Source organism: Marinobacter sp. BW6 (genome assembly GCF_008107725.1).
Taxonomy (GTDB): Bacteria; Pseudomonadota; Gammaproteobacteria; order Pseudomonadales; family Oleiphilaceae; genus Marinobacter.
The window spans coordinates 56,147-77,283 of record NZ_VIRN01000037.1; the positions used below are offsets into that span (position 1 = coordinate 56,147).

General features: G+C 53.7%; 24 protein-coding genes. 4 read left to right on the forward strand and 20 right to left on the reverse strand.

Annotation, left to right across the window (positions count from 1 at the left end; all coding sequences use genetic code 11):
- Positions 1 to 22 precede the first annotated feature (22 nt).
- Positions 23 to 535, reverse strand: coding sequence for a hypothetical protein (locus FMN52_RS01785; protein WP_148607014.1), 513 nt, complete (start codon positions 533 to 535; stop codon positions 23 to 25).
- Here FMN52_RS01785 and FMN52_RS01790 point away from each other — a divergent pair.
- Complete coding sequence (locus FMN52_RS01790) at positions 527 to 1,072, forward strand: zinc-binding dehydrogenase (protein WP_148607015.1); 546 nt, start codon at positions 527 to 529, stop codon at positions 1,070 to 1,072. The genes FMN52_RS01785 and FMN52_RS01790 overlap by 9 nt on opposite strands.
- A gap of 362 nt (positions 1,073 to 1,434) precedes the next feature.
- Here FMN52_RS01790 and FMN52_RS01795 read toward each other — a convergent pair whose 3' ends face one another.
- Both FMN52_RS01795 and FMN52_RS01800 read right to left on the reverse strand, forming a co-directional pair.
- The gene (locus tag FMN52_RS01795) at positions 1,435 to 2,232 is read right to left on the reverse strand and encodes a site-specific integrase (protein WP_148607016.1); all 798 of its coding nucleotides are present in this window, start codon (positions 2,230 to 2,232) and stop codon (positions 1,435 to 1,437) included.
- A 733-nt stretch (positions 2,233 to 2,965) separates the two neighbouring features.
- A complete protein-coding gene (locus FMN52_RS01800; RefSeq protein ID WP_148607017.1) occupies positions 2,966 to 3,679 on the reverse strand; it encodes a DUF6639 family protein in 714 nt (237 codons plus the stop codon).
- A gap of 223 nt (positions 3,680 to 3,902) precedes the next feature.
- Between FMN52_RS01800 and FMN52_RS01805 the strand changes: the two genes are divergently transcribed.
- On the forward strand, positions 3,903 to 4,247 hold the full coding sequence (locus FMN52_RS01805) for a c-type cytochrome (RefSeq protein ID WP_148607018.1): 345 nt from the start codon (positions 3,903 to 3,905) through the stop codon (positions 4,245 to 4,247).
- A 103-nt stretch (positions 4,248 to 4,350) separates the two neighbouring features.
- On the opposite strand, the gene FMN52_RS01810 is transcribed toward FMN52_RS01805, so the two are convergent.
- The 12 genes from FMN52_RS01810 to soxC form a co-directional block, all read right to left on the reverse strand.
- Positions 4,351 to 5,286, reverse strand: coding sequence for an MBL fold metallo-hydrolase (locus FMN52_RS01810; protein ID WP_148607019.1), 936 nt, complete (start codon positions 5,284 to 5,286; stop codon positions 4,351 to 4,353).
- Positions 5,287 to 5,310: 24 nt separating this feature from the next.
- Positions 5,311 to 6,072 (reverse strand): thiol:disulfide interchange protein DsbG, encoded by a 762-nt coding sequence (gene dsbG / locus FMN52_RS01815; protein WP_148607020.1) that lies wholly within the window; start codon positions 6,070 to 6,072, stop codon positions 5,311 to 5,313.
- Positions 6,073 to 6,097: 25 nt separating this feature from the next.
- Complete coding sequence (locus tag FMN52_RS01820; protein ID WP_148607021.1) at positions 6,098 to 6,613, reverse strand: heme-binding protein; 516 nt, start codon at positions 6,611 to 6,613, stop codon at positions 6,098 to 6,100.
- Between the two features lie 28 nt (positions 6,614 to 6,641).
- The gene (locus tag FMN52_RS01825; RefSeq protein WP_205424880.1) at positions 6,642 to 7,103 is read right to left on the reverse strand and encodes a hypothetical protein; all 462 of its coding nucleotides are present in this window, start codon (positions 7,101 to 7,103) and stop codon (positions 6,642 to 6,644) included.
- Between the two features lie 3 nt (positions 7,104 to 7,106).
- A complete protein-coding gene (soxB, locus tag FMN52_RS01830; RefSeq protein ID WP_148607022.1) occupies positions 7,107 to 8,864 on the reverse strand; it encodes a thiosulfohydrolase SoxB in 1,758 nt (585 codons plus the stop codon).
- 85 nt (positions 8,865 to 8,949) lie between these two features.
- Positions 8,950 to 9,255, reverse strand: coding sequence for a hypothetical protein (locus FMN52_RS01835; RefSeq protein ID WP_148607023.1), 306 nt, complete (start codon positions 9,253 to 9,255; stop codon positions 8,950 to 8,952).
- 26 nt (positions 9,256 to 9,281) lie between these two features.
- The gene (gene soxA, locus FMN52_RS01840) at positions 9,282 to 10,121 is read right to left on the reverse strand and encodes a sulfur oxidation c-type cytochrome SoxA (RefSeq protein ID WP_148607024.1); all 840 of its coding nucleotides are present in this window, start codon (positions 10,119 to 10,121) and stop codon (positions 9,282 to 9,284) included.
- A 51-nt stretch (positions 10,122 to 10,172) separates the two neighbouring features.
- Complete coding sequence (soxZ, locus tag FMN52_RS01845) at positions 10,173 to 10,484, reverse strand: thiosulfate oxidation carrier complex protein SoxZ (protein WP_148607025.1); 312 nt, start codon at positions 10,482 to 10,484, stop codon at positions 10,173 to 10,175.
- Positions 10,485 to 10,509: 25 nt separating this feature from the next.
- A complete protein-coding gene (soxY, locus tag FMN52_RS01850; RefSeq protein WP_205424881.1) occupies positions 10,510 to 10,998 on the reverse strand; it encodes a thiosulfate oxidation carrier protein SoxY in 489 nt (162 codons plus the stop codon).
- A 19-nt stretch (positions 10,999 to 11,017) separates the two neighbouring features.
- Positions 11,018 to 11,371 carry a sulfur oxidation c-type cytochrome SoxX gene (soxX, locus tag FMN52_RS01855; protein ID WP_148607026.1) on the reverse strand — a complete coding sequence of 118 codons (354 nt, stop codon included), beginning with the start codon at positions 11,369 to 11,371 and terminating at the stop codon, positions 11,018 to 11,020.
- A 54-nt stretch (positions 11,372 to 11,425) separates the two neighbouring features.
- Entirely contained in the window at positions 11,426 to 12,103 is a 678-nt protein-coding gene (locus tag FMN52_RS01860; protein WP_205424882.1) for a cytochrome c, read from the reverse strand.
- The gene (gene soxC, locus FMN52_RS01865; protein ID WP_148607027.1) at positions 12,087 to 13,418 is read right to left on the reverse strand and encodes a sulfite dehydrogenase; all 1,332 of its coding nucleotides are present in this window, start codon (positions 13,416 to 13,418) and stop codon (positions 12,087 to 12,089) included. The genes FMN52_RS01860 and soxC overlap by 17 nt, the downstream gene beginning before the upstream one ends.
- A gap of 257 nt (positions 13,419 to 13,675) precedes the next feature.
- Between soxC and FMN52_RS01870 the strand changes: the two genes are divergently transcribed.
- Positions 13,676 to 14,680 carry an MBL fold metallo-hydrolase gene (locus FMN52_RS01870; protein WP_205424883.1) on the forward strand — a complete coding sequence of 335 codons (1,005 nt, stop codon included), beginning with the start codon at positions 13,676 to 13,678 and terminating at the stop codon, positions 14,678 to 14,680.
- Between the two features lie 17 nt (positions 14,681 to 14,697).
- Here the strand turns inward: FMN52_RS01870 and FMN52_RS01875 are convergent, their stop codons facing one another.
- The 3 genes from FMN52_RS01875 to FMN52_RS01885 are packed head-to-tail and all read right to left on the reverse strand — an operon-like array spanning position 14,698 to position 16,459.
- Positions 14,698 to 15,321 (reverse strand): ATP-dependent zinc protease, encoded by a 624-nt coding sequence (locus tag FMN52_RS01875; RefSeq protein ID WP_148607028.1) that lies wholly within the window; start codon positions 15,319 to 15,321, stop codon positions 14,698 to 14,700.
- Positions 15,318 to 15,893 (reverse strand): ACP phosphodiesterase, encoded by a 576-nt coding sequence (locus FMN52_RS01880; protein WP_148607029.1) that lies wholly within the window; start codon positions 15,891 to 15,893, stop codon positions 15,318 to 15,320. The genes FMN52_RS01875 and FMN52_RS01880 overlap by 4 nt, the downstream gene beginning before the upstream one ends.
- 23 nt (positions 15,894 to 15,916) lie before the next feature.
- On the reverse strand, positions 15,917 to 16,459 hold the full coding sequence (locus FMN52_RS01885) for a porin family protein (RefSeq protein ID WP_148607030.1): 543 nt from the start codon (positions 16,457 to 16,459) through the stop codon (positions 15,917 to 15,919).
- Positions 16,460 to 16,710: 251 nt separating this feature from the next.
- Between FMN52_RS01885 and FMN52_RS01890 the strand changes: the two genes are divergently transcribed.
- Complete coding sequence (locus tag FMN52_RS01890) at positions 16,711 to 18,123, forward strand: TrkH family potassium uptake protein (RefSeq protein WP_205424888.1); 1,413 nt, start codon at positions 16,711 to 16,713, stop codon at positions 18,121 to 18,123.
- Between the two features lie 3 nt (positions 18,124 to 18,126).
- On the opposite strand, the gene glgP is transcribed toward FMN52_RS01890, so the two are convergent.
- Together glgP and FMN52_RS01900 are read right to left on the reverse strand one after the other, a co-directional pair.
- On the reverse strand, positions 18,127 to 20,661 hold the full coding sequence (gene glgP / locus FMN52_RS01895; RefSeq protein WP_148607032.1) for an alpha-glucan family phosphorylase: 2,535 nt from the start codon (positions 20,659 to 20,661) through the stop codon (positions 18,127 to 18,129).
- 60 nt (positions 20,662 to 20,721) lie between these two features.
- Complete coding sequence (locus FMN52_RS01900) at positions 20,722 to 21,084, reverse strand: PilZ domain-containing protein (protein ID WP_148607033.1); 363 nt, start codon at positions 21,082 to 21,084, stop codon at positions 20,722 to 20,724.
- Positions 21,085 to 21,137: the final 53 nt, after the last annotated feature.

Here is a 21,137-nt window from a genome sequence, read left to right on the forward strand (position 1 = left end):
GCCACGTGATGCCGACCAGGTACTACCAGACACTTTGCCGAAGTCCCAAATTAAACGCATTAGCAATTTGCAGTAAAATCACAAGTAGCCCAAGAATCATCAGAATCGCGAAGGCCGGGCCCGTCAGGAAATCGTTCAGTGCTCGCTCTTTGCGCCGTAAAGTAGCCGAGCGCCACACCAAAGAGGCGATGTACGCCGCAAGACCGGCACTGCAAATGAGCCATAGCAAAGAAGTTGCGAGATTGAGCCCTGAAAGCAGAATGGGACCCAAAGAAAAGAAAACGGAGACAAGGCTTCGTTCAATTAAGGTTCCAACGAGCCCGCGTGATAGTGGGTCGACGCCCGAATTGTCCTGGCCGCCGAGCGCGACGATGAGTGCCGAGAAACCAGCAAGAGCGACGGCAACCTGGGCACAGGTGAGTAGGTAATCAGAGCCTTCCATTGTTGCGAGGTATTTGAAATCCAGAGCAACTGGAGTGACGTGGAGCTCGCGACAATCCCCTGTGCTTATGGAACGGCGGAAAACATGTTGCATCGAGCGGGCGTTAATAGCGCTGACCGCCTGCTGGTTACCGGAGCGTCGGGCGGGGTCGGATCAGCGGTTGTCCAACTGGCCAAGCGCAGGGGTGCCTATGTTATCGCCGTAGCCGGCGAAAGTAAGCTGGGCGCTGTCAGGGGCCTGGGGGCCGACCAGGTCATCGCCCGAGGCATGGACTTGTCTACTGAAATTCAGGACTCTTCAGTGGATGTTGTTATCGACAATGTCGCCGGTGAGCAGGTTGGCAAGCTGTTGAAGCTGATGGCTCGTGGTGGCCGATATGCGTCGTCTGGCGCGATTGCCGGGCCTATCACGACCATCGATATGCGCGATTTGTATCTCAAGGACTTGACGCTGATTGGTTGCACAGCTTGGGACGAACCGATCTTTTCAAACCTCATCGACTACATTGAAAAGGGTGAGATACGTCCTTTGGTCGCAAAAACGTTCGAGCTGAAAGACATAGCGACTGCCCAACAGGAATTTCTCAAGAAGACGCATTTTGGAAACTTTGTATTGGTGCCTCCGCCATGAAAGCTGCTGCTCGCAGGGCAATAAGCGGAAAGGTACTTTCCAAATTCAAAGACTCTAACAATGTAATCCATGCGACAAGCGCGTGATTGCGTGCGTTGTCCCCGAATCTGAATGTTCGCTTTGCGACCACACTGAACTTCACGCTTCAGTCACCAAACCATCTCCAATTGCCAAGAAACCCACGTTTGGTGGGCCAGAGTTGTCATATGAGCCGATCTAGAGGGGGCAGGGCAGCTATGGGTCCCGCGCTATCAACAAGACTCATCACAAGTGGGCTGAAAATTTTAACTTGGCAGGTAAGCATTCCGGGGGCGGTTGAACAGTAATAATGAATGCGCTCCAAAGTTTATTCGTTTGCTGGACTAACCAACATATTTGTACCCTGCATCCCGCAACGCTTCCTTCAGTGACTCCTCGGGAGGTTCTTCGTAAATGAGCGTTGTTGAGGGTGACACATGGCCAGCGATTTTTTGCGCAACTTTAACTGACTTCTTTTGTTCATGAATAATATTTGTCATTAAAGTCCGCCGGCCACTGTGGGAGCTGGCTCGCTCAATACCCGCCCAATGCCTTTGCATGAGAGCAACGTGTTCCTGGAGAGTGTTGGGAGAGTACGGGCCTCCTTTCTGAGTCAGGAAAAGAGGATCCGTCTTTTTCACCGAGGGGTTCGCTTCCAGGCGGATCGCAAGGTGATTTTCTATGGCCGTTCTCAGTGCAAGGTCACTCATTGGAAGATCGCGCGATTTACCACGATGTTTTTTGACCTCAGGATAAAAATCCTCCGGTTTGATCTCGGCACCAGCCTTAGCCATGGTTTCAATTCGCTGAACAAGCTGGTGGAAGTCGTGAACACTAAAACTGATCCGACGCCGTTGGTACGTGGATCTGGATCGCTTCAACGCATCGGCACCTTTGGTGTAAGCCGCAGGCAACGCCAGGATTTCTTTAAGTTTGAAAGAACGTTGGCCAGAGCTTTTAGGGCCGAGTTCGGCGACGTCTTTGATCTGGAGCAGCGCGATTTCCTGGACTCGCAGTCCGAGCTTGAAGCTGATCTGAACGAGCGCTGTGTTCTTTTCCGGGTAGCGATGCTCTTGGATCACGTGCAAGAGGTGTGCAAATTGTTCGGGTGTGAGCACGCGTGCCTGGCCGGTTTTACTCATCGGGTAAGCTCCTGGTAAGCCGCTCAGATCGGAAGAGAGGACATAATCAAAATCCGTATTAATGTTATTTTAACGGATTTCTGAAGTTTAGCAGAGAATTATTGTGCTCAGGGCAGCTAGGCAGCCCCGATTATCCCAAACGGACATTGGTTGCGCGTTGTAACGTCCATTTCTTTCAGAACTGACGACTTACGGTTTTCAATAATCAGGAGCGCATCGTCTCAACCGGATTATCGATAGCCCCGTTCTAAGTTTTGTCTCATGTCACAGAGAGGTTCCGAGGCTGCCATAACAAAAATCCGCGCTCCTATTCGCATGATACTTATCGGGAGGTATGGGGATGTCTTTTACCGGCATTGGCCACTAACTTTCGTACCCAGGGCATTATCCAAAATTGCGGAGTTCGGTCAGAGCTGACGCCATTCCATAATCGAAATTAACCGCTGAAATCCGATGCACTGATTGCCCGAAAGGCGCTATTCGAGAAAAAACCGAAAAGTGTTCAGAATCATGAATATAGAAAGGTGGGCGACGAATTTAGTACTTCCTGTGAAAATTTAGTACTTTCTGTGGCTATTCTTTAGCGCTTTCTGTGGTCGTTCAAGTGGTCGTCCAAACCGAACCAAAACCCCATACCGTACTGCGCATAATGTATATTATGTTAAATACAGTATGCGAATTAAAACCCGAGCTGTCCCATCGGTGTCTACAGTACGAGAAAAGGTGCACCCCACTAACGGGGCGAACTAAGGTTTCTATTCAATAGACGTTGGAAGAATTCGGAGGGATCGGGTTGGGCCAGATAATGCCTGTAAGCCTTCACCGCAAAGACTTCCGGATCCAGCTCTAAAAATACGCGGTTGATTTGTCTTTCATGTCGAAATGGCGAATTGTCAAAGCGCTCCAGCAGCTCCTCGCTTGTTTCTTTCGGGAGGGTCGCTAGTTGGACCACGTATGCAATATATTCATGTGCCGCAAGGCCGGGCTTTGCTAGCCGAAAGTTTGCCTGCGCCACTGCGTGGGCCACCTCGTGTGCGATGAAGCTCTGCCAAATCTCATGACTCATGAACATCCCGAATGGCGCGTGTCGGCCAGCGACCCGTTGCGCTTGACTGAAGTTCGGAACCTCGATGTAAAGGTGCCTGGAATCATAAGTGCCAGTCACTTCCGAACCATGCAGACGAAGTGGATGGTCCACTAACTCGATGGTAAACCGAGTATCGACATGGAAGCCCATGCTTTTCATAAATGCCAATGTCGAACCCACTGCCTGGCATGCGAGGTCACCGTCTTCAGCCTCGTAGCTGTACACATTGACGCCTGGAGCAGCGCAAGTTATGAGCTTGGCAGAGTATGCCGAAGCATTTGCCAGCGCCAATAAAAGAACAAGCATCAACCGGATGCGTTTTACTTGAACGCCTATGTTGGTATCCGGGGGCCTCGGCACGAACGCCCTCCTCTCTTGAGTCAGCGCATGAGCAAAACGTTTACATGCACCCTTACCAGAGCATTACATTCGTTATTCAACTATTTTTGTACGTTTGGCTCCACCCTGTTTTCCTCACAACCATGCATTTTGGTCTAAGCTTAGTAGAGAGATGGTAGTATTGGTTAAGGCCAAGGCGGTAATCTCGGATGGTCAAATGATTGTCTAATCGAGGGACGCCGATATGAAACAGGCAATTGGATTCACTGTACTCTGCCTCTGCATTGGCCCTGCCACGGCACTGGCAGACTCCCACGCCAAGAGCACCATGCAACTAGCTGAAGAAAAACAGTGTATAGCATGTCACGCTACCGGCGCTGAAGTGCCCCGCGCTCCGGGATTCGAAAGTATTGCTCAAAAATACACTAAAGATGATGCGGACATGCTGGTCAAAGTTGTAATGACCGGTGGGGAGGATCACTGGGGTTCAGCAAAAATGCCAGAAATGGATGAAAGAGCTGAAGTCACCGAAAAACAGGCCAGAAAGCTGGTTGAATGGATCTTGGATATGCACTCAGAGAAGATGTGAATATCTATAAGATGACCGGCTGAATACGGCGGGGGCATTGGGAGTGCCCTCGCCTGCGATGTTCTGGCGTTACACCCTGGACATCATCTCCGATATTCGGGAATCAGAAATACTCAAACTCCAGATCCTGATAAACCCGTCCAGCGTTTTTCCCGGCGAGCTCCTCAAAGGTGTCCAGATAAGACCACTGTGATTGGTCAATATTGTAGGCATCGTCCAGGCCGCCACCCTGCTCGAGAATTTCGATGACCGCATTACGCAGAAAAACGAGATAGCCTCGGGTCTCTTCGGTAACAACGTCTATTGTCGTCGGTTCTCCGTGACCGGGAATCACTATCTCCGGATCCAGTTGCGCTGTCATCTTATCGAAGGATTCTACCCATGCTCCGGTCTCCGTATCCTCGAAAACAGCCAGCAGGCGCTGGTGAAAACCAAGGTCTCCAGTGATCAGTAACTTTTCCTCTGGCACCCAGAGTGCGATATCCCCCGGAGAATGCCCAGGGCCGAAATAATGTAGCTGTATCTGCACGTCGCCCATATTGAGGTCGTGCTGCGTGTCAAAACCGATATCCGGAACAGCAACGTACGTTCCTTCTGCTTTCTCCTTGTTCCGTCGCTTCATTGAAGCCAGTTTGGCATCGCCCTGGTGCTCGAATTCCCGGATAGCCTCATTCTGAGCAATGATCGGAACGCCCTGATCACGCCAGTAACTGTTACCCAACATGGAATGACCCTGGGCGTTTTCATTTACTACGTATTTGACGTCTTTTTCCGTGATACTGCGGATCGAATTGTGGAAGGCTTTCGCAAGCAGATAATTATCGCCGCCGTTGAACACCACCACGCCTTTCTCAGTAATGATGAAGCTGAGATTGTTATTGTGGCCATGGTTTTCATAGGTGCCCGGAGCGGTAGCACCTATGGCCGAATAGGCCCGGTCGGTGACCGTCGTCAGTTTCAGTTTCTCGGGAACGCCACCACTGGCCGCAACAAATCCGGGGAGTATTAATAGCGCAAAGAACAGATCTTTTAGTCCCATGGTTGATCTCCTTACCACACTGCATCAGTCCGGATGTCTGAACACCGCCTCGGATAACGCCGAGTCGTCCGGCAAACCCACGATTTTGCGAACGTTTCCCTTCGAGTCTCGATAAAACACGGATGGAGTTGCTGCAGCAGACAGGCTGGTCATCAAACGATTGTTGCTCTGTACCTTTTCTCGCAAGTCTGTTGGAACATTGTCGTCAGACTCCATCCAATCCCTGGGGAATTGGCTGTCATGGAACTCGAGTTTGCTGATTGGATCTTCAGCCCCGATCACACTGGCCGCCTTTGCAAGACTGGACGGTTGAATGATTCCAACCATGATATGGCGTAACTCGATTCCCCGCTTTAGATACGTCTGCGCCTTGTCGCGAAACACCAGACAATAGCCGCAATTAGGATCTGAGAAGACATAGACGATTCGAGTGGCATCAACCGGTCCCTCGGAAATCCAGGCAGCATCCGCCAGTCTTTGCCAGGCACCTGTCAGGTCCGGATCCGGTAGCCAGCGCCTGATATGATCTGAACTGAGATCCTGACCAAAACCGTCCATCATCTTGCCAACCACTACGTGTTCTCCATCCGGCATGAGATAAAGCGATACCGAACGCCCGCTTCTGCGGCCGACAAAGCCTTTTAGCCCTCCTGGCGCATCAAAGCTGGCCTCTATCGTAAGTCCGTCGGCAACCAGTGTCTGGACTGCATCCGGGTATGGCTCAGAAACGGCCATTGACGGGACCAGAAATAGTGGCCAAACGACTTTCAGAAACCCTCGTATCATTATGATTTACCGATTTATTCGACCGTTAGAAGGAGGCCATCTCCAGATCCATCTCTACTTCTGCAACACCTGCCTGGGCACACATCTCGTCAGTCTCTCCTGAGGGCGCGCCACTTACACCCACCCCACCAACGGTTTCACCACTGGCCTGAATGGGCACACCTCCCGCCGAGAGCAAAACTTTCTCAACCTTGCCGACGGAGAATGGCCCGGTGAAGCGGTCCTCCAGGGACGAGGTCGGACTGGTGAAGGTCATGGCCGTATAGGCTTTCCGATAGCTGACCTCGAGCGAGAGGTCCATTGCCAACACGTCCCGCAACACGACTTGTGGATGCCCTCCCCGGTCGACGACCGTTACTGCCACCTGAACACCCTGCTCCCGGCAGGCATCAATGGCTGTTTTTGCGATTCTCAGTGCGGTATCCATCGACAGTTTCTTGATTTCCACCATTACTGGCTGATTGGATTCCTGAGCGCCAGCCAGACCGCTGGCTGCCATAGCTGCCGCTAATGTGAGGGACCTTGTAAATGTGGTTTTCATGGCATGCTTCCTTTCTGGGACCAGACGATTATGGGCGAACGAGAACATAGCCTTTCTCAACCTCGTCGAGAATGTGAGCCACCCCCACGTCAACCGGGATACTGTCCGGATGGAGGGCCGGTCGGTTGCCGGACTCTCTCTCAATGGTGTTGATTGTGTTCATGCAGACAGTGAACCGGACACCCTGGGCAATGAGGCTACTGATTTTTTCCCGGCGGCTGTTATCTGCGTACATCAGGCGAACACCGGGTCCGAATGTCGTAATTTCCATATCGATGGCATCGGGGCCGTAAAACTCGATCAGGTTGGCCGCGACGCTCAGAACCTTGTTCTGTTTTTCAGCTTCACCGTCACTTAACTGCAGAAGCAGGAATTTCTCGGCAAAAGGCTTGCTCTCACTCAAAGGTTCCGCGTGAAGCAGGCCTGACGCTATCAAAAGCGCGAGGCCCATCAGCACAGTGATTGGCACCTTCATGAGAATCGGGCTCATCAGTTACCCTGCATAGTCTTCAAGTCCCGGGTTTCCCTGGACATTTTTGAGCTTCGGAGTGTTGAACTTTTCGATTTTTACAGTCTTTTCGGAACGCAGATAATCGGCAACTACATCCCATATTGGTCGACCTGGCGCCCGCGAGTTAACCGTGGCCCAACCAGCAACTTTATACATTTTGTTCGCTTCGATTCGTTCGCCATTATCCAGGCGCATATCTGAAATCCGACCGTTCATTGTGCCGGTGGGATCGCAGGTGTAATCCATACCGCCAACGCGAACCATATCGCCGCCCTGCTGATAATAAGGATCCTTGTTGAACAGGTTGTCGGCCACATCCTCCATAATCAGTTTGAGGTCGGCGCCGGACATTTCCCGCACGTAGGTTTCCGGATAGGTGATCGCTGTGGCGTTCATTACGTCTTCCATGGTGATGTTATCGCCTGGTAGCACAGTCGTGCCCCACCGGAAGCCTGGCGACAGGGCAATCTGGGCATCAAGCACCTGGCGTTGCGCATCGCAGATCACCTGGTCCATGGTGCCGTTGAAATTGCCACGTCGGTAAAGCAGCTCGTCGGCCACAGCAAGCTTTTCGCCGAGCCTGTCCAGATATGGCGCGCGGACCTCCTCAATGAATCTGGTCATCGAGGGATCCGGTTTAATCAGGTCAGAGAACACGGGCAACAGTTTGTACTCGTAGCCTCGCACGCCGTTATTGCCGATATCCAGATCCAGGACTGCAACGTATTTCCCATTGGTACCGGCGTTACTGACCAATGTCTTACCGCCCGGATTGGTAACCTCCGTCGGTTGTGGAACCGCATCGTGGGTATGACCACCAAGGATGGCATCGATACCTGTAACGCGGCTTGCCATTTTCAGGTCGACGTCCATGCCATTGTGAGAAAGCACAACCACCGCGTTGACCTTTTCCTTTTCCCGGATCTCGTTCACCAGAGATTGCATCTCCGATTCGCGAATGCCCATGCGCCAGTCAGGAATAAAATAGGAAGGGTTGGCTATCGGGGTGTAAGGAAACGCCTGGCCTATGACTGCGACCCGTTTGCCCCCTAGTTCGCGGATGGTGTATGGCTTGAAAACCCGGCCACTCATTTCATCAAAGGATTCCGCACCCATGAACATGGCTTCGTCAGAAAGAAAGACGTTCTGGGCAACAAACTCGCCTTTGAAGGCGCTCAGGTTCTTGCGAATCTGCGCTTCCGGATAGGTGAATTCCCAGTGTGCGGTCAGTACGTCGATACCAAGCTGATTGCTGGCTTCGACCATATCTTCACCGTTGGTCCAGACAGCTGTTCCGGAGCCCTGCCATAGATCACCGCCATCCAGCAGAAGTGAGTTACCTTCACCTGCCTGCTCGCGAAGTTGGTCTATGAGGGTTTTTAGATGGGCGAACCCGCCAAGCTTTCCGTATTCCTTTGCGGCTTCGGTGTAATTCAGATAGGTGAAGGCATGGGAGCGCCGGCCACCAGAAGGTATGCCGAAATGGTCCAGGAAGTGACTGCCTACAAGGTGTGGGACCTTGCCCCTACTGGGACCAATTCCCAAGTTAACGTTTGGTTCCCGAAAATGAACCGGGAGCAACTGGGCATGAATATCCGTTAGATGCAGCAGCCGAACATTACCAAACTTAGGAGCGTCGTACAGTCCCTCGCCGCCTTTTGCCAAAGCAAGTTTTGGGGCGAGCCCGGCTAGGGCTGCCGCTTGCATGGCCATCAGGAAGTCTCTTCGGGAAATTGTCACTGCCCTCTCCTTTTCTTAGTCGTTATGGGAGCTCACCAGCCTGCCCCCATTTTCCATGGGGTGGCTGGTTGTTTCGGAGCGATGATCAGTTGCCTATTGCCACCATGCGCCAGGCTTCCTGTTGTTTCTTTCGTTGGGCGACCGACTCTTCAGCGAGTTTTAGCGCTTCATTCGCCATTGTTTTGGCTTTCTTGTGTTCACCATTGTCAGCAGCCGATTTCGCTGCCTTTAACCGATCACCCGTTACCGTCCACTGGAAGGTTCCCGCATCCTTATGAGTGCTTTGCGCTTTAGCGTAGAGCTCTTCGAAGTCCTCTTTCTCGCCCGCCTGGACAGCGAGCGGAGCAGACAGGGCGAGCGATATGGCGATTGTGAGTAAAGGCTTTTTCATTGCGTTTCTCCCTTTCGGATCCAGGCCTATGGCCGCGTCGCTGGTCCAGTAACGGGCAAACCATTGCTCATATAGGTAAGGAAGTACTCAAGATTTCGATATTCCTCACTTTGGGCTGGCAAAGGATCCGCGCGCACGTTGTTGTTACAGCCGGCGAAGCGGCGATGCAGTGTGCCCAGTTCGCCCCACTTGGACCGGTGTACCGGGAAGTTGGCGGGCTGGCCCAACGCTGGCGACAGGAAGTCTGCCCGAATCCACTTGCCAGGGTTTTGCACATGACAGCTTGCGCAAGAGAAATTCAGCTGCCCGCGCCGGCTGTAATAGAACTCTTTGCCATCCTGGTACGCTGCCATGGCATCGGGATTGTCGGGAACCTTGATATCAATAGGCTTGCCCTCGGAGGTCGAAGCCATGTAGGCGGAAATCGAGGCAATAGCGCCTTTCTTCCATCTCAGCGGTTTCTCACCGTTGGCCTCACGGCAGCGATTTATGGCGAGCTCAAGCGTGATAACTTCATTCTTTTTCGTGTCGAAGTACGGATAGTTCTGGCGAATCCCGATGCCGTCATTTTCGAAACAACTAGCGTAGGTCTTGCCGTTGGCAAAAGGCGTCTCGAACATTTCCTGGCCTTCTGCCACCGCAAATTCGTAAGGTGGGAAGTCCTGCATAGATTCCCACTGCTTTCGCCGATCCTCGTTCAGGGCATATTGGCCGTTAACAAACTCCTCAAACGGAACATCCGGGAACATCTGTTTGAAGTATTCAACCGCCTCTTTCCTGTCCTCTTCCGGAGTCGAGCCCGCCATTGCCTGGGGAATGGCCAGTGCAATACCGAGCGAGACCAGAATGACTTTCGCTTTAAGCATATCCAATCCTCCTATTCGGCTGCTCGGGGAGAATCCCCCGGCGGCCAATTCTCAGGCGATCGTTGCGGTGGTTGAATCGCTTTCGCCTTCGTTGTCGACCCAGCTAATGGTGAGTTCGTCACCCTTCTTGGCACCCTCGAATCGGCATTCCAGAAAGGGATCCTTGGATACCGCCGGGCCCCAGTTGGCCACGAAAACGTTCTTGCCCTTGTGAGCAATGGTAAGAACCTTGATGAAATGCGCCGGGATGACGTTCCCTGCTGAATCCTTAACGAAGCCTGAATCCATGGGATGTCGAACCAGGGCTTTCAGTGATGTCACGCCGCCATTCTCTACTGCTCGAACTCTGATACTGGACGCCATTGTTGTTCTCCTGTCCGATTTGCTTTTAGCCGCCGCAGCCGCCGACGGTAACTTTCACGTTCTGGGTCGCCTTGTAGGCCTTGCCGTCGGAAATAACGACTGCCACGACATCCGTCGTCTCAGCCATTTTCAGGCGGTTGGACACGAAAGGCAGTGTGCCTTCAGGAACGTCGAAATAGGCCGCCAGGGCATTGGGGTTCTTGGCAACCAACAGCGCGATGCCAGTCACGTTCGGTAGTGAGGTTTCGACAGTCACGGGCACAACCGCGCCATTCTGGGCAATAGTCGGCAGGTCCATGGTGATCTTGTCGGACTCGCTCGCTTCCATCCCGTAAAGTTCGGCGATGGTGTCATCCACCCCCGGGGTCTTGAAGGCCTTGTCCGGCCAATCAGATGCGTCGGGAGCGGTCGCGGCCTCGACTCGTAGCGGCACAATGCCGGAACCCAGTGCGAACCCGGCGACACCTGCGCCCAGCATCCCCTTCAAAAAGCCTCTTCGCCTTTGGTCAGTCACGGTAACTTCTCCTTCGCAGTTAAAGCGTATACAGGTAATCGATGATCCGGTTGATTTCTTGTTTGCTCAGGATCATGTGTCTCCCGAACGGTGGCATCACCGTCACGGGATTGAACTGGGTTTCGTCCCAGATGCGTTTGAACAGCATTTCTCGGTCTGGAAAGCGGGCCTTCATTTCAGCAAGTTCCGGCCCGATATTTCCGGTAAGCTTGCCGTCGTCCATCTTGTGGCAGGCAAGGCAGTTTCCGTCTTTTCGGCTGTATGCGAGTTCTTTACCGCGGTCGATATCAGCCTGGGTTGTTTCGGCAAACACCGGCGCTGTCGCGCTCAGTGCGAGTGTGGTCAAGCACAAAGAGATGAGCCCTTTTCGCATTACGCAGTCCTCCTCAGCCTTGTTTCCTGGAGCCTCGACTCCAGATCAGCCTTCTTATTCTGTAATCCCCTCATCAAGGGGGCCGGTGGTGCTCGGAGTCAGGTTTTTCCCAGCTGCTGAGTCGGAAACCGTCACCGACTCTTTGCAGTCCTTCATACAGCGTTCATTGCTGACAACCGGACGTGGATCCTCCCAGGTGAAGCCATCCTGATTGGGCATAACCACTTCCGGCAGGGTTTCTTTGTTGGCTACAAAATCGCTTTCCACGATGTAGTTCAGATTCAGCACATAGGCCGTGAGCGCATAGACCTGATCATCGGTCAGGGACTGGGGCGCGAAGAAAGGCATGGCGCGATGAATGTAGTCCCAGAGTGTTGAGGCGTAGGGCCAGTAGCTTCCGACGGTCTTCTCGGGACGATCCTCTGCGAGGCTTCCGTCACCCCCTGCCAGTTTGGGGTAACGGCCCATCCCCTCACCGAATGCGCCGTGACAGGATGAGCAGTAGGTTTCATAGACCTGCATACCCTCATCAACACTGCCGCTGCCCTCTGGAAGCCCCATGCCGTCAGGCCGGACATCAATATCCCAGGCCGCAATCTGTTCTTCGGTCGCGGATGCACCGTATCCATAATGGCCTGCCGGTTCCGCGACACCGGTCATCGGCGCGGAGACGAGCGCTACGCCCAGACAGATTCCCGGCAAAGCACGCGACGATTTAAGAAAGCTGAACATTGACGACACTCCCGTCTGCGTTGACTTTCCAGGTCTGGATGGCGTTTTTGTGGTAAATCGAATTGGTGCCGCGAGCCGCTTTCAGTTGCCCAAGCGTTGGCTGCACATAACCGGTTTCATCGATGACTCGCGACTGTAAGAGTGCCGGATTGCCATCCCACTTCCATTCCAGAGAAAATCGGGTCAGAGATTTGGACATCACCGGCTCCCTGAGCTGGGCCTGTTGCCAGTTCTTCCCACCGTCAACCGAAACATCGACCGCTCTGACCTTGCCTCGTCCGCTCCAGGCGAGCCCTTCGATTTGGCAAATACCCTTGCCTCGAACCGGCATCTCCGGGCATGGCGAGGTTATGACTGATTTGGCCTCCATTACCCAGGTAAAACCGTGAGCAGTACCATCAGGCATCAGATCGGTGTACTTGGAAGTTTCCTCCCGTTGCATCCAGGGCTTGTCTCCCACTTCCAGGCGCCGCAACCATTTCACATGGGTGTTTCCTTCCCAGCCTGGCACCACCAGGCGAATCGGATAGCCCTGCTCCCGCCTCAGTGCTTCGCCGTTCTGGGCGTATGCGACAATGACATCGTCCAGAGCCTTTTCGAGTGGAATGCTTCGGGTCATGGCGGCACCGTCAGCGCCTTCGGCCAGCAGCCATTTGCCTTTGGGCTGGATTCCCGCTTCCTGCAGAAGTGTTGAAAGCCTTACGCCGGTCCACTCGGCGCAACTGACCATGCCATGCAAAAACTGAAGTGAATTGAGCTGTGCGCCACGCCATTCCATGCCGCCGTTTGCGGGGCACTCAATGAAATTGATCTGGGAAACGCTCGGAAAACGCTGCAGATCTTCCATAGAGAGAATGATTGGCCGGTCTACCAGGCCATGAATCATCAAACGGTGCTGTTGGGGATCGATTTCGGGACGTCCTGCATGGTGCCGTTCGAAGAAAAGACCGTTCGGCGTAATGATTCCTTTCAGGTGCTGAAGCGGGCTGAAACTGATGGACGAAACCTTGTCCGCGGTTAGCCAGGGTACGTTTCGCCGAATGACATCTTTCTCAAAAGGTGATGGAACGCCATAGGGATCGGCCACGACACCCGGCCCCAGCGAGCGGGTCCATGAGGGTATTTCAGGGGGGTACTGGGTTGCCGCCAGAGCCTTGGGTGCGATGCCTGCGAGTGCACCGCCAACCATGGCACCACCAGCTGTGAACAAGCCGCTTCTGAGAAACCGTCTGCGTTCTGCTGAGGGTAAGCGTTCGGACTCTTCCAGGGCGATTTCGGATACACCCTGGCTGAGTCGGCGAAGTTTGCCGAGCATATTTTTCTCCTCCTTCGATGCCCTTTCGGGACAGTCGGCCGGCATCAGTGAAGCACTGCAATGACGGACTTGTTGTTTCTGTTATAAGGATATAACTTTATTTATAGCCGTCTTGAAATCAGGTTACAAGTGGTTTTTGGAGCAGGATCAGCCCAGCGCCGGAAGGAAAAGGTGGTTTTTGAATGACATAAAATACGTGTAAGACGCGGTTATCCATGGCGTTTGTAGGACCGTAATCGGCCAAGGAGAAACATCAAATGCGGGACAAAAAAATTCAAAGCGGTATTACTACAGCCGGAATATTGGCGACGATGATCTTCGGGGCTGGAAACCTTATGGCGGAATCCTCGTCGGCCTACCCTGCGCTCTCAATACCGTTTGAGGCAGAGTCGGTTAGCGCCGAAAACGTTTACTATTTCGCTGGTCAGTCTGGTGTTCCCGGTCCTGAAAACGAGGGCTTCACTGCCAATTCCGGGTTTGTCATTACTGGAAAGGGTGTGGTGGTTTTCGATGCCCTTGGAACGCCCAGCCTTGGCTTCGAAATGATCGCCAAAATACGCGAAATGACTGCACTACCCATCACTCATGTGGTGATCAGCCATTATCATGCAGATCATGTGTATGGGCTCCAGGCGTTCAGGGATCATACAGAGGCAAAGATCATTGCTCAGGAATCATCAGCGGCCTATATCCAGAGTCCCGACGCGGATCGAAGGTTGGAGCAGCGTAAAGTGGCGCTGTCACCCTGGGTTAATGACGAAACCCGTCTGATCGCTCCAGACATGACTTTCGATGAGACGACGACGTTCGAATCAGGCGGTTTCCGTTTCACGATATTGCACGCCGGACCAGCTCATGCTCCGGATGACAGTCTGATGTTAGTAGAACCAGCAGGTGTTCTGTTCTCCGGCGATATTATTCAGAATGGCCGTGTCCCTTTCCTGGCAAGTTCCGAGGTTGATACCGCGAACTGGATGTCAGCAATCGACGAAGTCAGAGCTCTTGAGCCGGAGATTCTGATACCCGGGCATGGCCGGGCATCCGGAAACGCTATGGCTGCCCTGAATTTTACCTATGATTATCTGGCGTACGTTCGAGAAAAGATGGGGGATGCGGTAGATCAATGGATGCAGTTTGATGACGCCTACCAGCAGACAGACTGGTCACGATACAAAAACCTGCCAGCGTTCGATGCCTCTAACAAGGCAAACGCCTATCGCGTTTACCTTGAAATGGAAAAAGCGGCTCTGGGAGGGAGCTAACGAGAGCTTGGGTTGAGCTATTTGGCGTCTGCCGCCTCGCGCACGTGCGCCTCATGTTGTTCGACCAGCTCTTCGAGTGTCATGTATTCACACTCCCTTTCGGCAAGAAAGGAATCTGCCGAATCGATAAGGATATTGTCATCGCGCATGAATCTGCGCCCGAGAAGGACCGGGTAGGAGAATTTGCCACGGTCAGTCAGGGAGAACTGAGTGGTGTGGCTGGTTCCGGCGATGCAGAAATCCATCATTACCACGTATCGTCTTTGGGACGGCGCGCCTTTTCGTTTGATCAGAACAGTCCGCTCGACCGGTCGTTCCAATTCGATAATGACGCTCTCATGGTCCAGCTCACCTTCTGTGGGCTGATCTTTGTGGTCGCCGAGCGGAATCTGAAAGCTGACCCAGTCCTCTCCGTCCTTATCAAACGGTTCTACATTGACTGCGTGCAGGGAAGAGGTCTTGGCGCCGGTATCGAGGCGAGCCTTGAGCCGAAGGCTGGTGTCCTGCATTACAACCCATTCAACATAGCCAAGGGTTTCAGGCGGCCCTTTTTCAACGCTTGGTTCGGACTCTTGCGAAACAACCATTGTGGATAGGCAAAAGATTGCAGCAGTCGCACCTAATTTGCTAACAAACCTCATTCAATACCTCCTGCAAATTCCTGTAAATCCGGAAAAAAAGATAAAAAGTTTCGCTCAAGTTCATCCTGGTTTGCGCGAATTTCCGTGATGATGCCTGTGAAGCCATTTCTGAATCGTATGCGCCCGGCAACACGATCCAGCGCGTACCCGATGTTATCAAGATCCTGGTAGGCCCCGAACCAGTCGTTCCATACTATCCGTTGCGTAACTCGAGCCATCTTGTCTGGCATCAAATGCTCTTTTTCTTGCAACTCCCTGTAGGTACGACGAATAAAGGCATCACGCTCAACCTCACTGAATCGGTCCCAGTGCTTGAGAAGAAAATGATCGTAGAGAATATCGAGTGCGACGCCGGCAAATCGGCGTCGTTGACGGGAGAACACCTGCTTGCTGGCAAGCACGTCAGGGTGCTGGTCGGTATAGCTGTCGACCGCCCTGTGATGGCGAACGCCCTGCTTCACCGAGTCCGGGAGTGCCGAAAGATCGACACCCCGGCTGAAATCGCCGAGGATGCTGCCCACCCGTGCTTCGGGCGAGTCCGGCGCGAGAAATACATGAGCCAGATGGTTCAAACAGTCTCCCCGGTGGCCTGGTCTCAGAAGTTGAATTGAATGCCGACGCCCAGGCCATCGATTTCGGCATCACTGTCTTCATAGTAACGCATGTACTCAAGGTTGCCGGACAGGTTGGGCGCAAATTCCATGTTCATGCCGATGCCATAGGACACGTCGCTCTCGTCTTCTGTTGCGGTTCCCAGAAATGAAGAAGCTTCGATTTCAACCCGGGTAAAGCCAAGGATAGCGTATGGCGTAATCGGTGATTCGTTGGCCAGATTGAACGTGGCATAGCCGCCGAAAAAGTTATCCAGTGAAAAATCGACCCCGCCGATGCGGTCATCATCCACGCCAAAACCGCCCCGCGCTTCGATACCCAGATACGGCGTCGCCATCACGCCAACTTTGGCGGAGAGAGTGCCTACATCTGCGTCCGCGTTACCACTTTCAAGATTCATGAAGGTGTAGTTCAGGCCTGAGTAAAGACCGCCTACGCCAGACTTGTACATGTCCTGGGCGGACGCTGTCCCGGCAGCAGACAGACCGGCAGCAAAAATAACGGCAATTGAACGTACGTGTTTCATTCTAGGATCTCCTTAACCGAATCATTCGGTATTCATCGCTGAACTTGCACCAGACCCACGAGTTTTACCATCCGAAAGATCCGCATTTACGCGTTATTTACACCGATTTAATTCCCAAGTAATTTTAGCATCCGCGCGGTGTTACCTTGCGGAAGCCTGACCCCACAGGTATTCTGACGCCGTCTCCCGGTATCAGCTGGCTCGAGCATCCATTGAGAAATCTCTACCCCGTCATCTTCATTGTCAGCGTCATGTTCGTGCTTTTGAGCATTTTCATGACATTGCCTGTCATTTTACTTGCGGGCTCCGAGACGCCGAATGCCATGGCGTTTGCGGAATCGGCTGCTATTTCTTGTGGCCTCGGCATCCTGGGAATGGCCACCACCTACCGTAAGCCGCGCGAACTCAAACCACGGTTCATGTTCGTGCTCACGGTTTCGTCCTGGTTCATCATTGCGCTGTTTTCCTCCCTTCCCTTCTATCTGAGCGACCTTGGCATTTCCGCTGCAGACGCGTTCTTCGAGGGCACGTCCGGTATTACCACCACCGGAGCAACCGTGCTCAGTGGACTGGATGATATGGATCGGGATCTGTTGATCTGGCGTTCGATTCTGCAATGGATCGGAGGCATCGGGATTATCGGTATGTTCGTTGCCGTGCTTCCGTTTCTGCGTGTGGGTGGTATGCGGCTGTTCGCCACGGAGTCCTCTGAGTGGACCGACAAGGCGCTGCCAAGAATGAAAACCCTTAGTCGTGGCCTGCTGGTCGTCTACCTGGCGTTTTCGATCATAGCGGTAGTGACCTACTACTTTTCCGGCATGACACTGTTCGACGCCTTCAACCACGGACTCACCAGTATTGCCACCGGCGGTTTTTCCACCTCGGATCTCTCCATGGGCAAGTTCAATGATCTGATCCTCATGGAAGCGACCCTGTTCATGATCGTTGGCAGTCTGCCGTTTTTCCTGTTTGTGCGCGAAATGCATGGCCAACACGGTGTTCTCTTCAGGGACCAGCAAGTTCGCCTGTTTCTGGCGATCCTGTTTTTCGTGCCACTGTTACTGACCCTCTATCGCTGGATGGTGTCTCCCGTTCCGTTTGATCCCATTCACAACTACGCAGCTACGCTTTTTAACGTCACCTCCGTAGTAACCACCACCGGTTACGCGTCCGAGGATTATTCAGCCTGGGGGCCACTGGCATTCGTGCTGTTTTTCTTCCTCATGTTCGTTGGCGGATGTTCCGGCTCGACCGCTGGCGGTATGAAGATTTTCCGGTTCCAGCTTTCCCTGATCATTCTGCGGGAACAGCTGATGCGGCTCCTGCACCCGAGAGCGGTGCTTACCCGTAACTACAACGGTCGTGCAGTCAGTGATGAGATCATCTCGTCAATGATTGCCTACACGTTTATTTTCCTGCTCTGTCTCCTGTTGATCACGATTGCCCTGGCCGCCATGCAGCTGGATTTCGTGACAGCCCTGTCAGGCGCCCTCACCTCCCTGACCAACGTGGGCCCGGGGCTGGGCGACATTATTGGTCCTGCAGGGAACTTCGGGCCCCTGCCTGATGCCGCAAAATGGGTGCTGTCAGTGGGTATGCTGATGGGGCGTCTGGAGATCCTGAGTGTCGTGATTGTCCTGTCACCGGCGTTCTGGCGAAGCTGAGGATTATTTCAGCCAGAGTATGGCGGGATTTTCCAGGGGAAGGTTCAGTCGATCATCATGCACGCGAAGCCGGGGGGTATAGTGTCCTTCGGGTCGAGAAGGCACCGTACATTCGTAAAGATAGGTGTGTGCAGAACCACTAAGTGGGCGCTTCATTTCCATGGCGGTTACAGATCTTGGTCCATACCCAGAGTGCTCTGCCACCAGCTCTACCGCAACCCGCTGCTCGTCGATTCCGTCCAGATAAACTTCCACTGTAAAGGTCTGGCCTTCTGGAGCTTCGCTGGTGCTGAAGCTGTTAAACCTCAGTCGCGACCAATGCGCCGTTATCGAACTGTATTCCTCGAGCAGTTCCTGCGACGTTTCCCGGGTACGTTGGCTGCCTCTGTCGGCCATGGGCAGGTAGAACTGTTCGACATATTCACGCACCATCCGATTGGCGGAATACGCCGCCGTCAGCTGGTCCATGCTGGATCGCATCCGTTGCACCCACTTACGGGGAATGCCCTCGCCGTCCACGTCATAGAATCCTGGAATCACCTCATTTTCCAGCAGATCAAACAGCTCAGTCATGTCCGAAAGGTCGTGGTCATGGTTGTTTGATCCGCTCAGTTCATCAAAGCTAGCGCCAGGACGAATGGCCCAGCCCACATCCCGGTTCCAGGCTTCCGCCCACCAGCCGTCGTACTGGGACAGGTTCAGCCCCCCATTCACCAGCACCTTCATGCCACTGGTGCCGCAGGCTTCCCAAGGGTGCCGGGGACAGTTCAACCAGACATCCACTCCCTGGATCAACTGGTTGGCCACACCCAGGTCGTAGTCTTCAATGAACACCACCTTACCTTCGACATCCGGGCGCCGGGAAAACGCTTTCCACTGACGGATAATGTCTTTTCCCGGAAGATCATAGGGGTGAGCCTTGCCGGCAAGGACAATCTGAAGGGGGCGATCACGATTTGCCAGGAGTTTGAGCAGTCGATCCTGGTCCTTGAGCAGAAGGTCCGGTCGTTTGTATTCGGTAAAACGCCGTGCAAAGCCCAGGGTCAGGGTTTCATGGTCCAGTAACAGCCCGCAGGCGGCAGAATGGTTTAAACCAGGGTTCTGCTCGCAATGCTGGCTTGATAGCCGTCGGCGCAGGTAACTTACCAGCCGGGTTCTCTGCAGGCGCCTCATTTCCCAAAGGGCATCATCGGTAATGTCCGTCATTGGGCAGGATTTCTGCAGTGGACGACGCCACCGATCCTTGCCGCAGGCTCGGGTCCAGATAGCGTCCGATTCCGGTGAGTCCCAACTGGGTGTGTGAATTCCATTGGTGACATAGTCCGCGGGAATATCCTCCGCAGGCCAGCGGGGAAAAAACGGCTGAAAAATAGTCTGGGTGACTTTTTGGTGGATGCGGCTGACGCCATTGAACCGTCCGCTCATGTTTATCGCCAGCAGGGCCATGTTGAGCTTTGGGCTTTGAGTGATGTCAGCTGTTTCGGTGCGCTCGCTTCCCAAAACCATCAGCTGGTCGACATCCAGTTCGCGTCCTTCAAGCCATGGCGTCAGATACAGGCGCAGTAGCGAGCGGGAAAAATGGTCGAAGCCGGAGGCCACCGAGGTGTGTGTGGTAAACAGATTGGTTGCCCTCGTTGCAGTACGGGCAATTTGAAAATCGCTGTCGTATTGGTCCTGCCAACTGAAGGCGCGCTCGATCAGCGCGAGGGCGCAATGCCCCTCATTGAGATGGCAGAGTGCCGGCTTTCGGCCCAACTCCTCCAGCAGGCGCCAGCCGCCAATCCCGAGCACCATTTCCTGTTGCAGTCGCTTTTCGGGGTCGCCAGTGTAAAGCTCACTGGTAATCCCGCGGTCGCCAGGTTCATTGCGGGGATCGTTGCTATCGAGCAGTAGCAGCTCACAGCGGCCCACCTGGGCCTTCCAGGCACGCAGGCGCATGTTTCGCCCGGGGAATGGAACAACCACCCTCACCCACTGGCCGTTGTCATCCCTGAGGGGAGAGACCGGTAGCATTGTCGGGTCGTTATAGGGGTAGAATTCGAGCTGTTCGCCATCGGTGCTGATCGCCTGGCGAAAATACCCCTGCTGGTAAAGCAGCCCTACGGCCATCACTGGTACGCCCAGATCACTCGATGCCTTGAGGAAGTCCCCGGCAAGTACACCGAGTCCGCCACTGTAGAGCGGCAGAGATTCACTCAGTCCATATTCCATGCAGAAATAGGCAATGCCCCCGGCAAGATTCCCCGGGCAATCGGATGAGTACCAGGTGTCGGCCTCAATGAATTCCTGATGCGCGGAGATCTGTTCCCGATAGCGTTTCTGAAAATCCGGGTCAGCAGCAAGCTCTTCCAACCTGTCGCCAGACACGCTGTTCAACACCAACCAGGCGTTTCGGGTGGTGTCCCAAATATCCGCATCCAGCGCACGCCAAAGATCGTCCGTGCCGTGGTGCCAGGTCCACCGCAGGTCCAGTGCCAGTTGAAAGAGTCCAGTCAGGGATTCCGGCAAGGACCGCGGGGTGTAGGCTGCCAGCGTCAAGTTGGAGCTCCGCTCAGGTTCGTCGGGACATCAGCGGGCCGTGTACCCGCCACGAATCCATCAATGGGCTTGCCGCTGCCGAACCGGCAGATACTTGACAGCCATAGGATGGTTTTTGAACCAGTGGACGAGTGAGGAAATGGTGAAACTGTCGTTCTCAACTCCTTCAAAATCAACGCCCAGTCCCCAATCTGATTTCCGGACCACATGGGCCTTGAGGCGGCGGAACCGCTTTTCCTCGGTGTCGGGAAAACAGAATTCCAGTTCTACCGTCTGGTTTAACTGAACCTCCGTGTAATCTGTGGCGATGAATAACCCACGTTTGGAAGCATCCCGGATTTGTCCGGTGGCCACCGGCATCCCGCGTTTGTATACCAACAGGCCAAGCTTTCCTTGCACGCGCTTACTGAGTCTGTGTTCCATGTATTCTCTCCCTGGTGACTCATCAATAACGCCAATTTTTGATACTGCCTGTG

What these genes read in the sequence shown, in the direction of transcription:
- soxX (WP_148607026.1), bottom strand. Translation starts at nt 11,371, where the DNA reads ATGCGAAAAGGGCTCATCTCTTTGTGCTTGACCACACTCGCACTGAGC.
- FMN52_RS01790 (WP_148607015.1), top strand. Translation starts at nt 527, where the DNA reads ATGTTGCATCGAGCGGGCGTTAATAGCGCTGACCGCCTGCTGGTTACC.
- soxC (WP_148607027.1), bottom strand. Translation starts at nt 13,418, where the DNA reads ATGCTCGGCAAACTTCGCCGACTCAGCCAGGGTGTATCCGAAATCGCC.
- FMN52_RS01890 (WP_205424888.1), top strand. Translation starts at nt 16,711, where the DNA reads ATGTTCGTGCTTTTGAGCATTTTCATGACATTGCCTGTCATTTTACTT.
- FMN52_RS01835 (WP_148607023.1), bottom strand. Translation starts at nt 9,255, where the DNA reads ATGAAAAAGCCTTTACTCACAATCGCCATATCGCTCGCCCTGTCTGCT.
- FMN52_RS01860 (WP_205424882.1), bottom strand. Translation starts at nt 12,103, where the DNA reads ATGTTCAGCTTTCTTAAATCGTCGCGTGCTTTGCCGGGAATCTGTCTG.
- FMN52_RS01795 (WP_148607016.1), bottom strand. Translation starts at nt 2,232, where the DNA reads ATGAGTAAAACCGGCCAGGCACGCGTGCTCACACCCGAACAATTTGCA.
- FMN52_RS01885 (WP_148607030.1), bottom strand. Translation starts at nt 16,459, where the DNA reads ATGAAACACGTACGTTCAATTGCCGTTATTTTTGCTGCCGGTCTGTCT.
- FMN52_RS01785 (WP_148607014.1), bottom strand. Translation starts at nt 535, where the DNA reads ATGCAACATGTTTTCCGCCGTTCCATAAGCACAGGGGATTGTCGCGAG.
- dsbG (WP_148607020.1), bottom strand. Translation starts at nt 6,072, where the DNA reads ATGATACGAGGGTTTCTGAAAGTCGTTTGGCCACTATTTCTGGTCCCG.
- FMN52_RS01900 (WP_148607033.1), bottom strand. Translation starts at nt 21,084, where the DNA reads ATGGAACACAGACTCAGTAAGCGCGTGCAAGGAAAGCTTGGCCTGTTG.
- soxZ (WP_148607025.1), bottom strand. Translation starts at nt 10,484, where the DNA reads ATGGCGTCCAGTATCAGAGTTCGAGCAGTAGAGAATGGCGGCGTGACA.
- FMN52_RS01820 (WP_148607021.1), bottom strand. Translation starts at nt 6,613, where the DNA reads ATGAAAACCACATTTACAAGGTCCCTCACATTAGCGGCAGCTATGGCA.
- FMN52_RS01805 (WP_148607018.1), top strand. Translation starts at nt 3,903, where the DNA reads ATGAAACAGGCAATTGGATTCACTGTACTCTGCCTCTGCATTGGCCCT.
- soxA (WP_148607024.1), bottom strand. Translation starts at nt 10,121, where the DNA reads ATGCTTAAAGCGAAAGTCATTCTGGTCTCGCTCGGTATTGCACTGGCC.
- FMN52_RS01870 (WP_205424883.1), top strand. Translation starts at nt 13,676, where the DNA reads ATGCGGGACAAAAAAATTCAAAGCGGTATTACTACAGCCGGAATATTG.
- FMN52_RS01875 (WP_148607028.1), bottom strand. Translation starts at nt 15,321, where the DNA reads ATGAGGTTTGTTAGCAAATTAGGTGCGACTGCTGCAATCTTTTGCCTA.
- FMN52_RS01810 (WP_148607019.1), bottom strand. Translation starts at nt 5,286, where the DNA reads ATGGGACTAAAAGATCTGTTCTTTGCGCTATTAATACTCCCCGGATTT.
- FMN52_RS01825 (WP_205424880.1), bottom strand. Translation starts at nt 7,103, where the DNA reads ATGAGCCCGATTCTCATGAAGGTGCCAATCACTGTGCTGATGGGCCTC.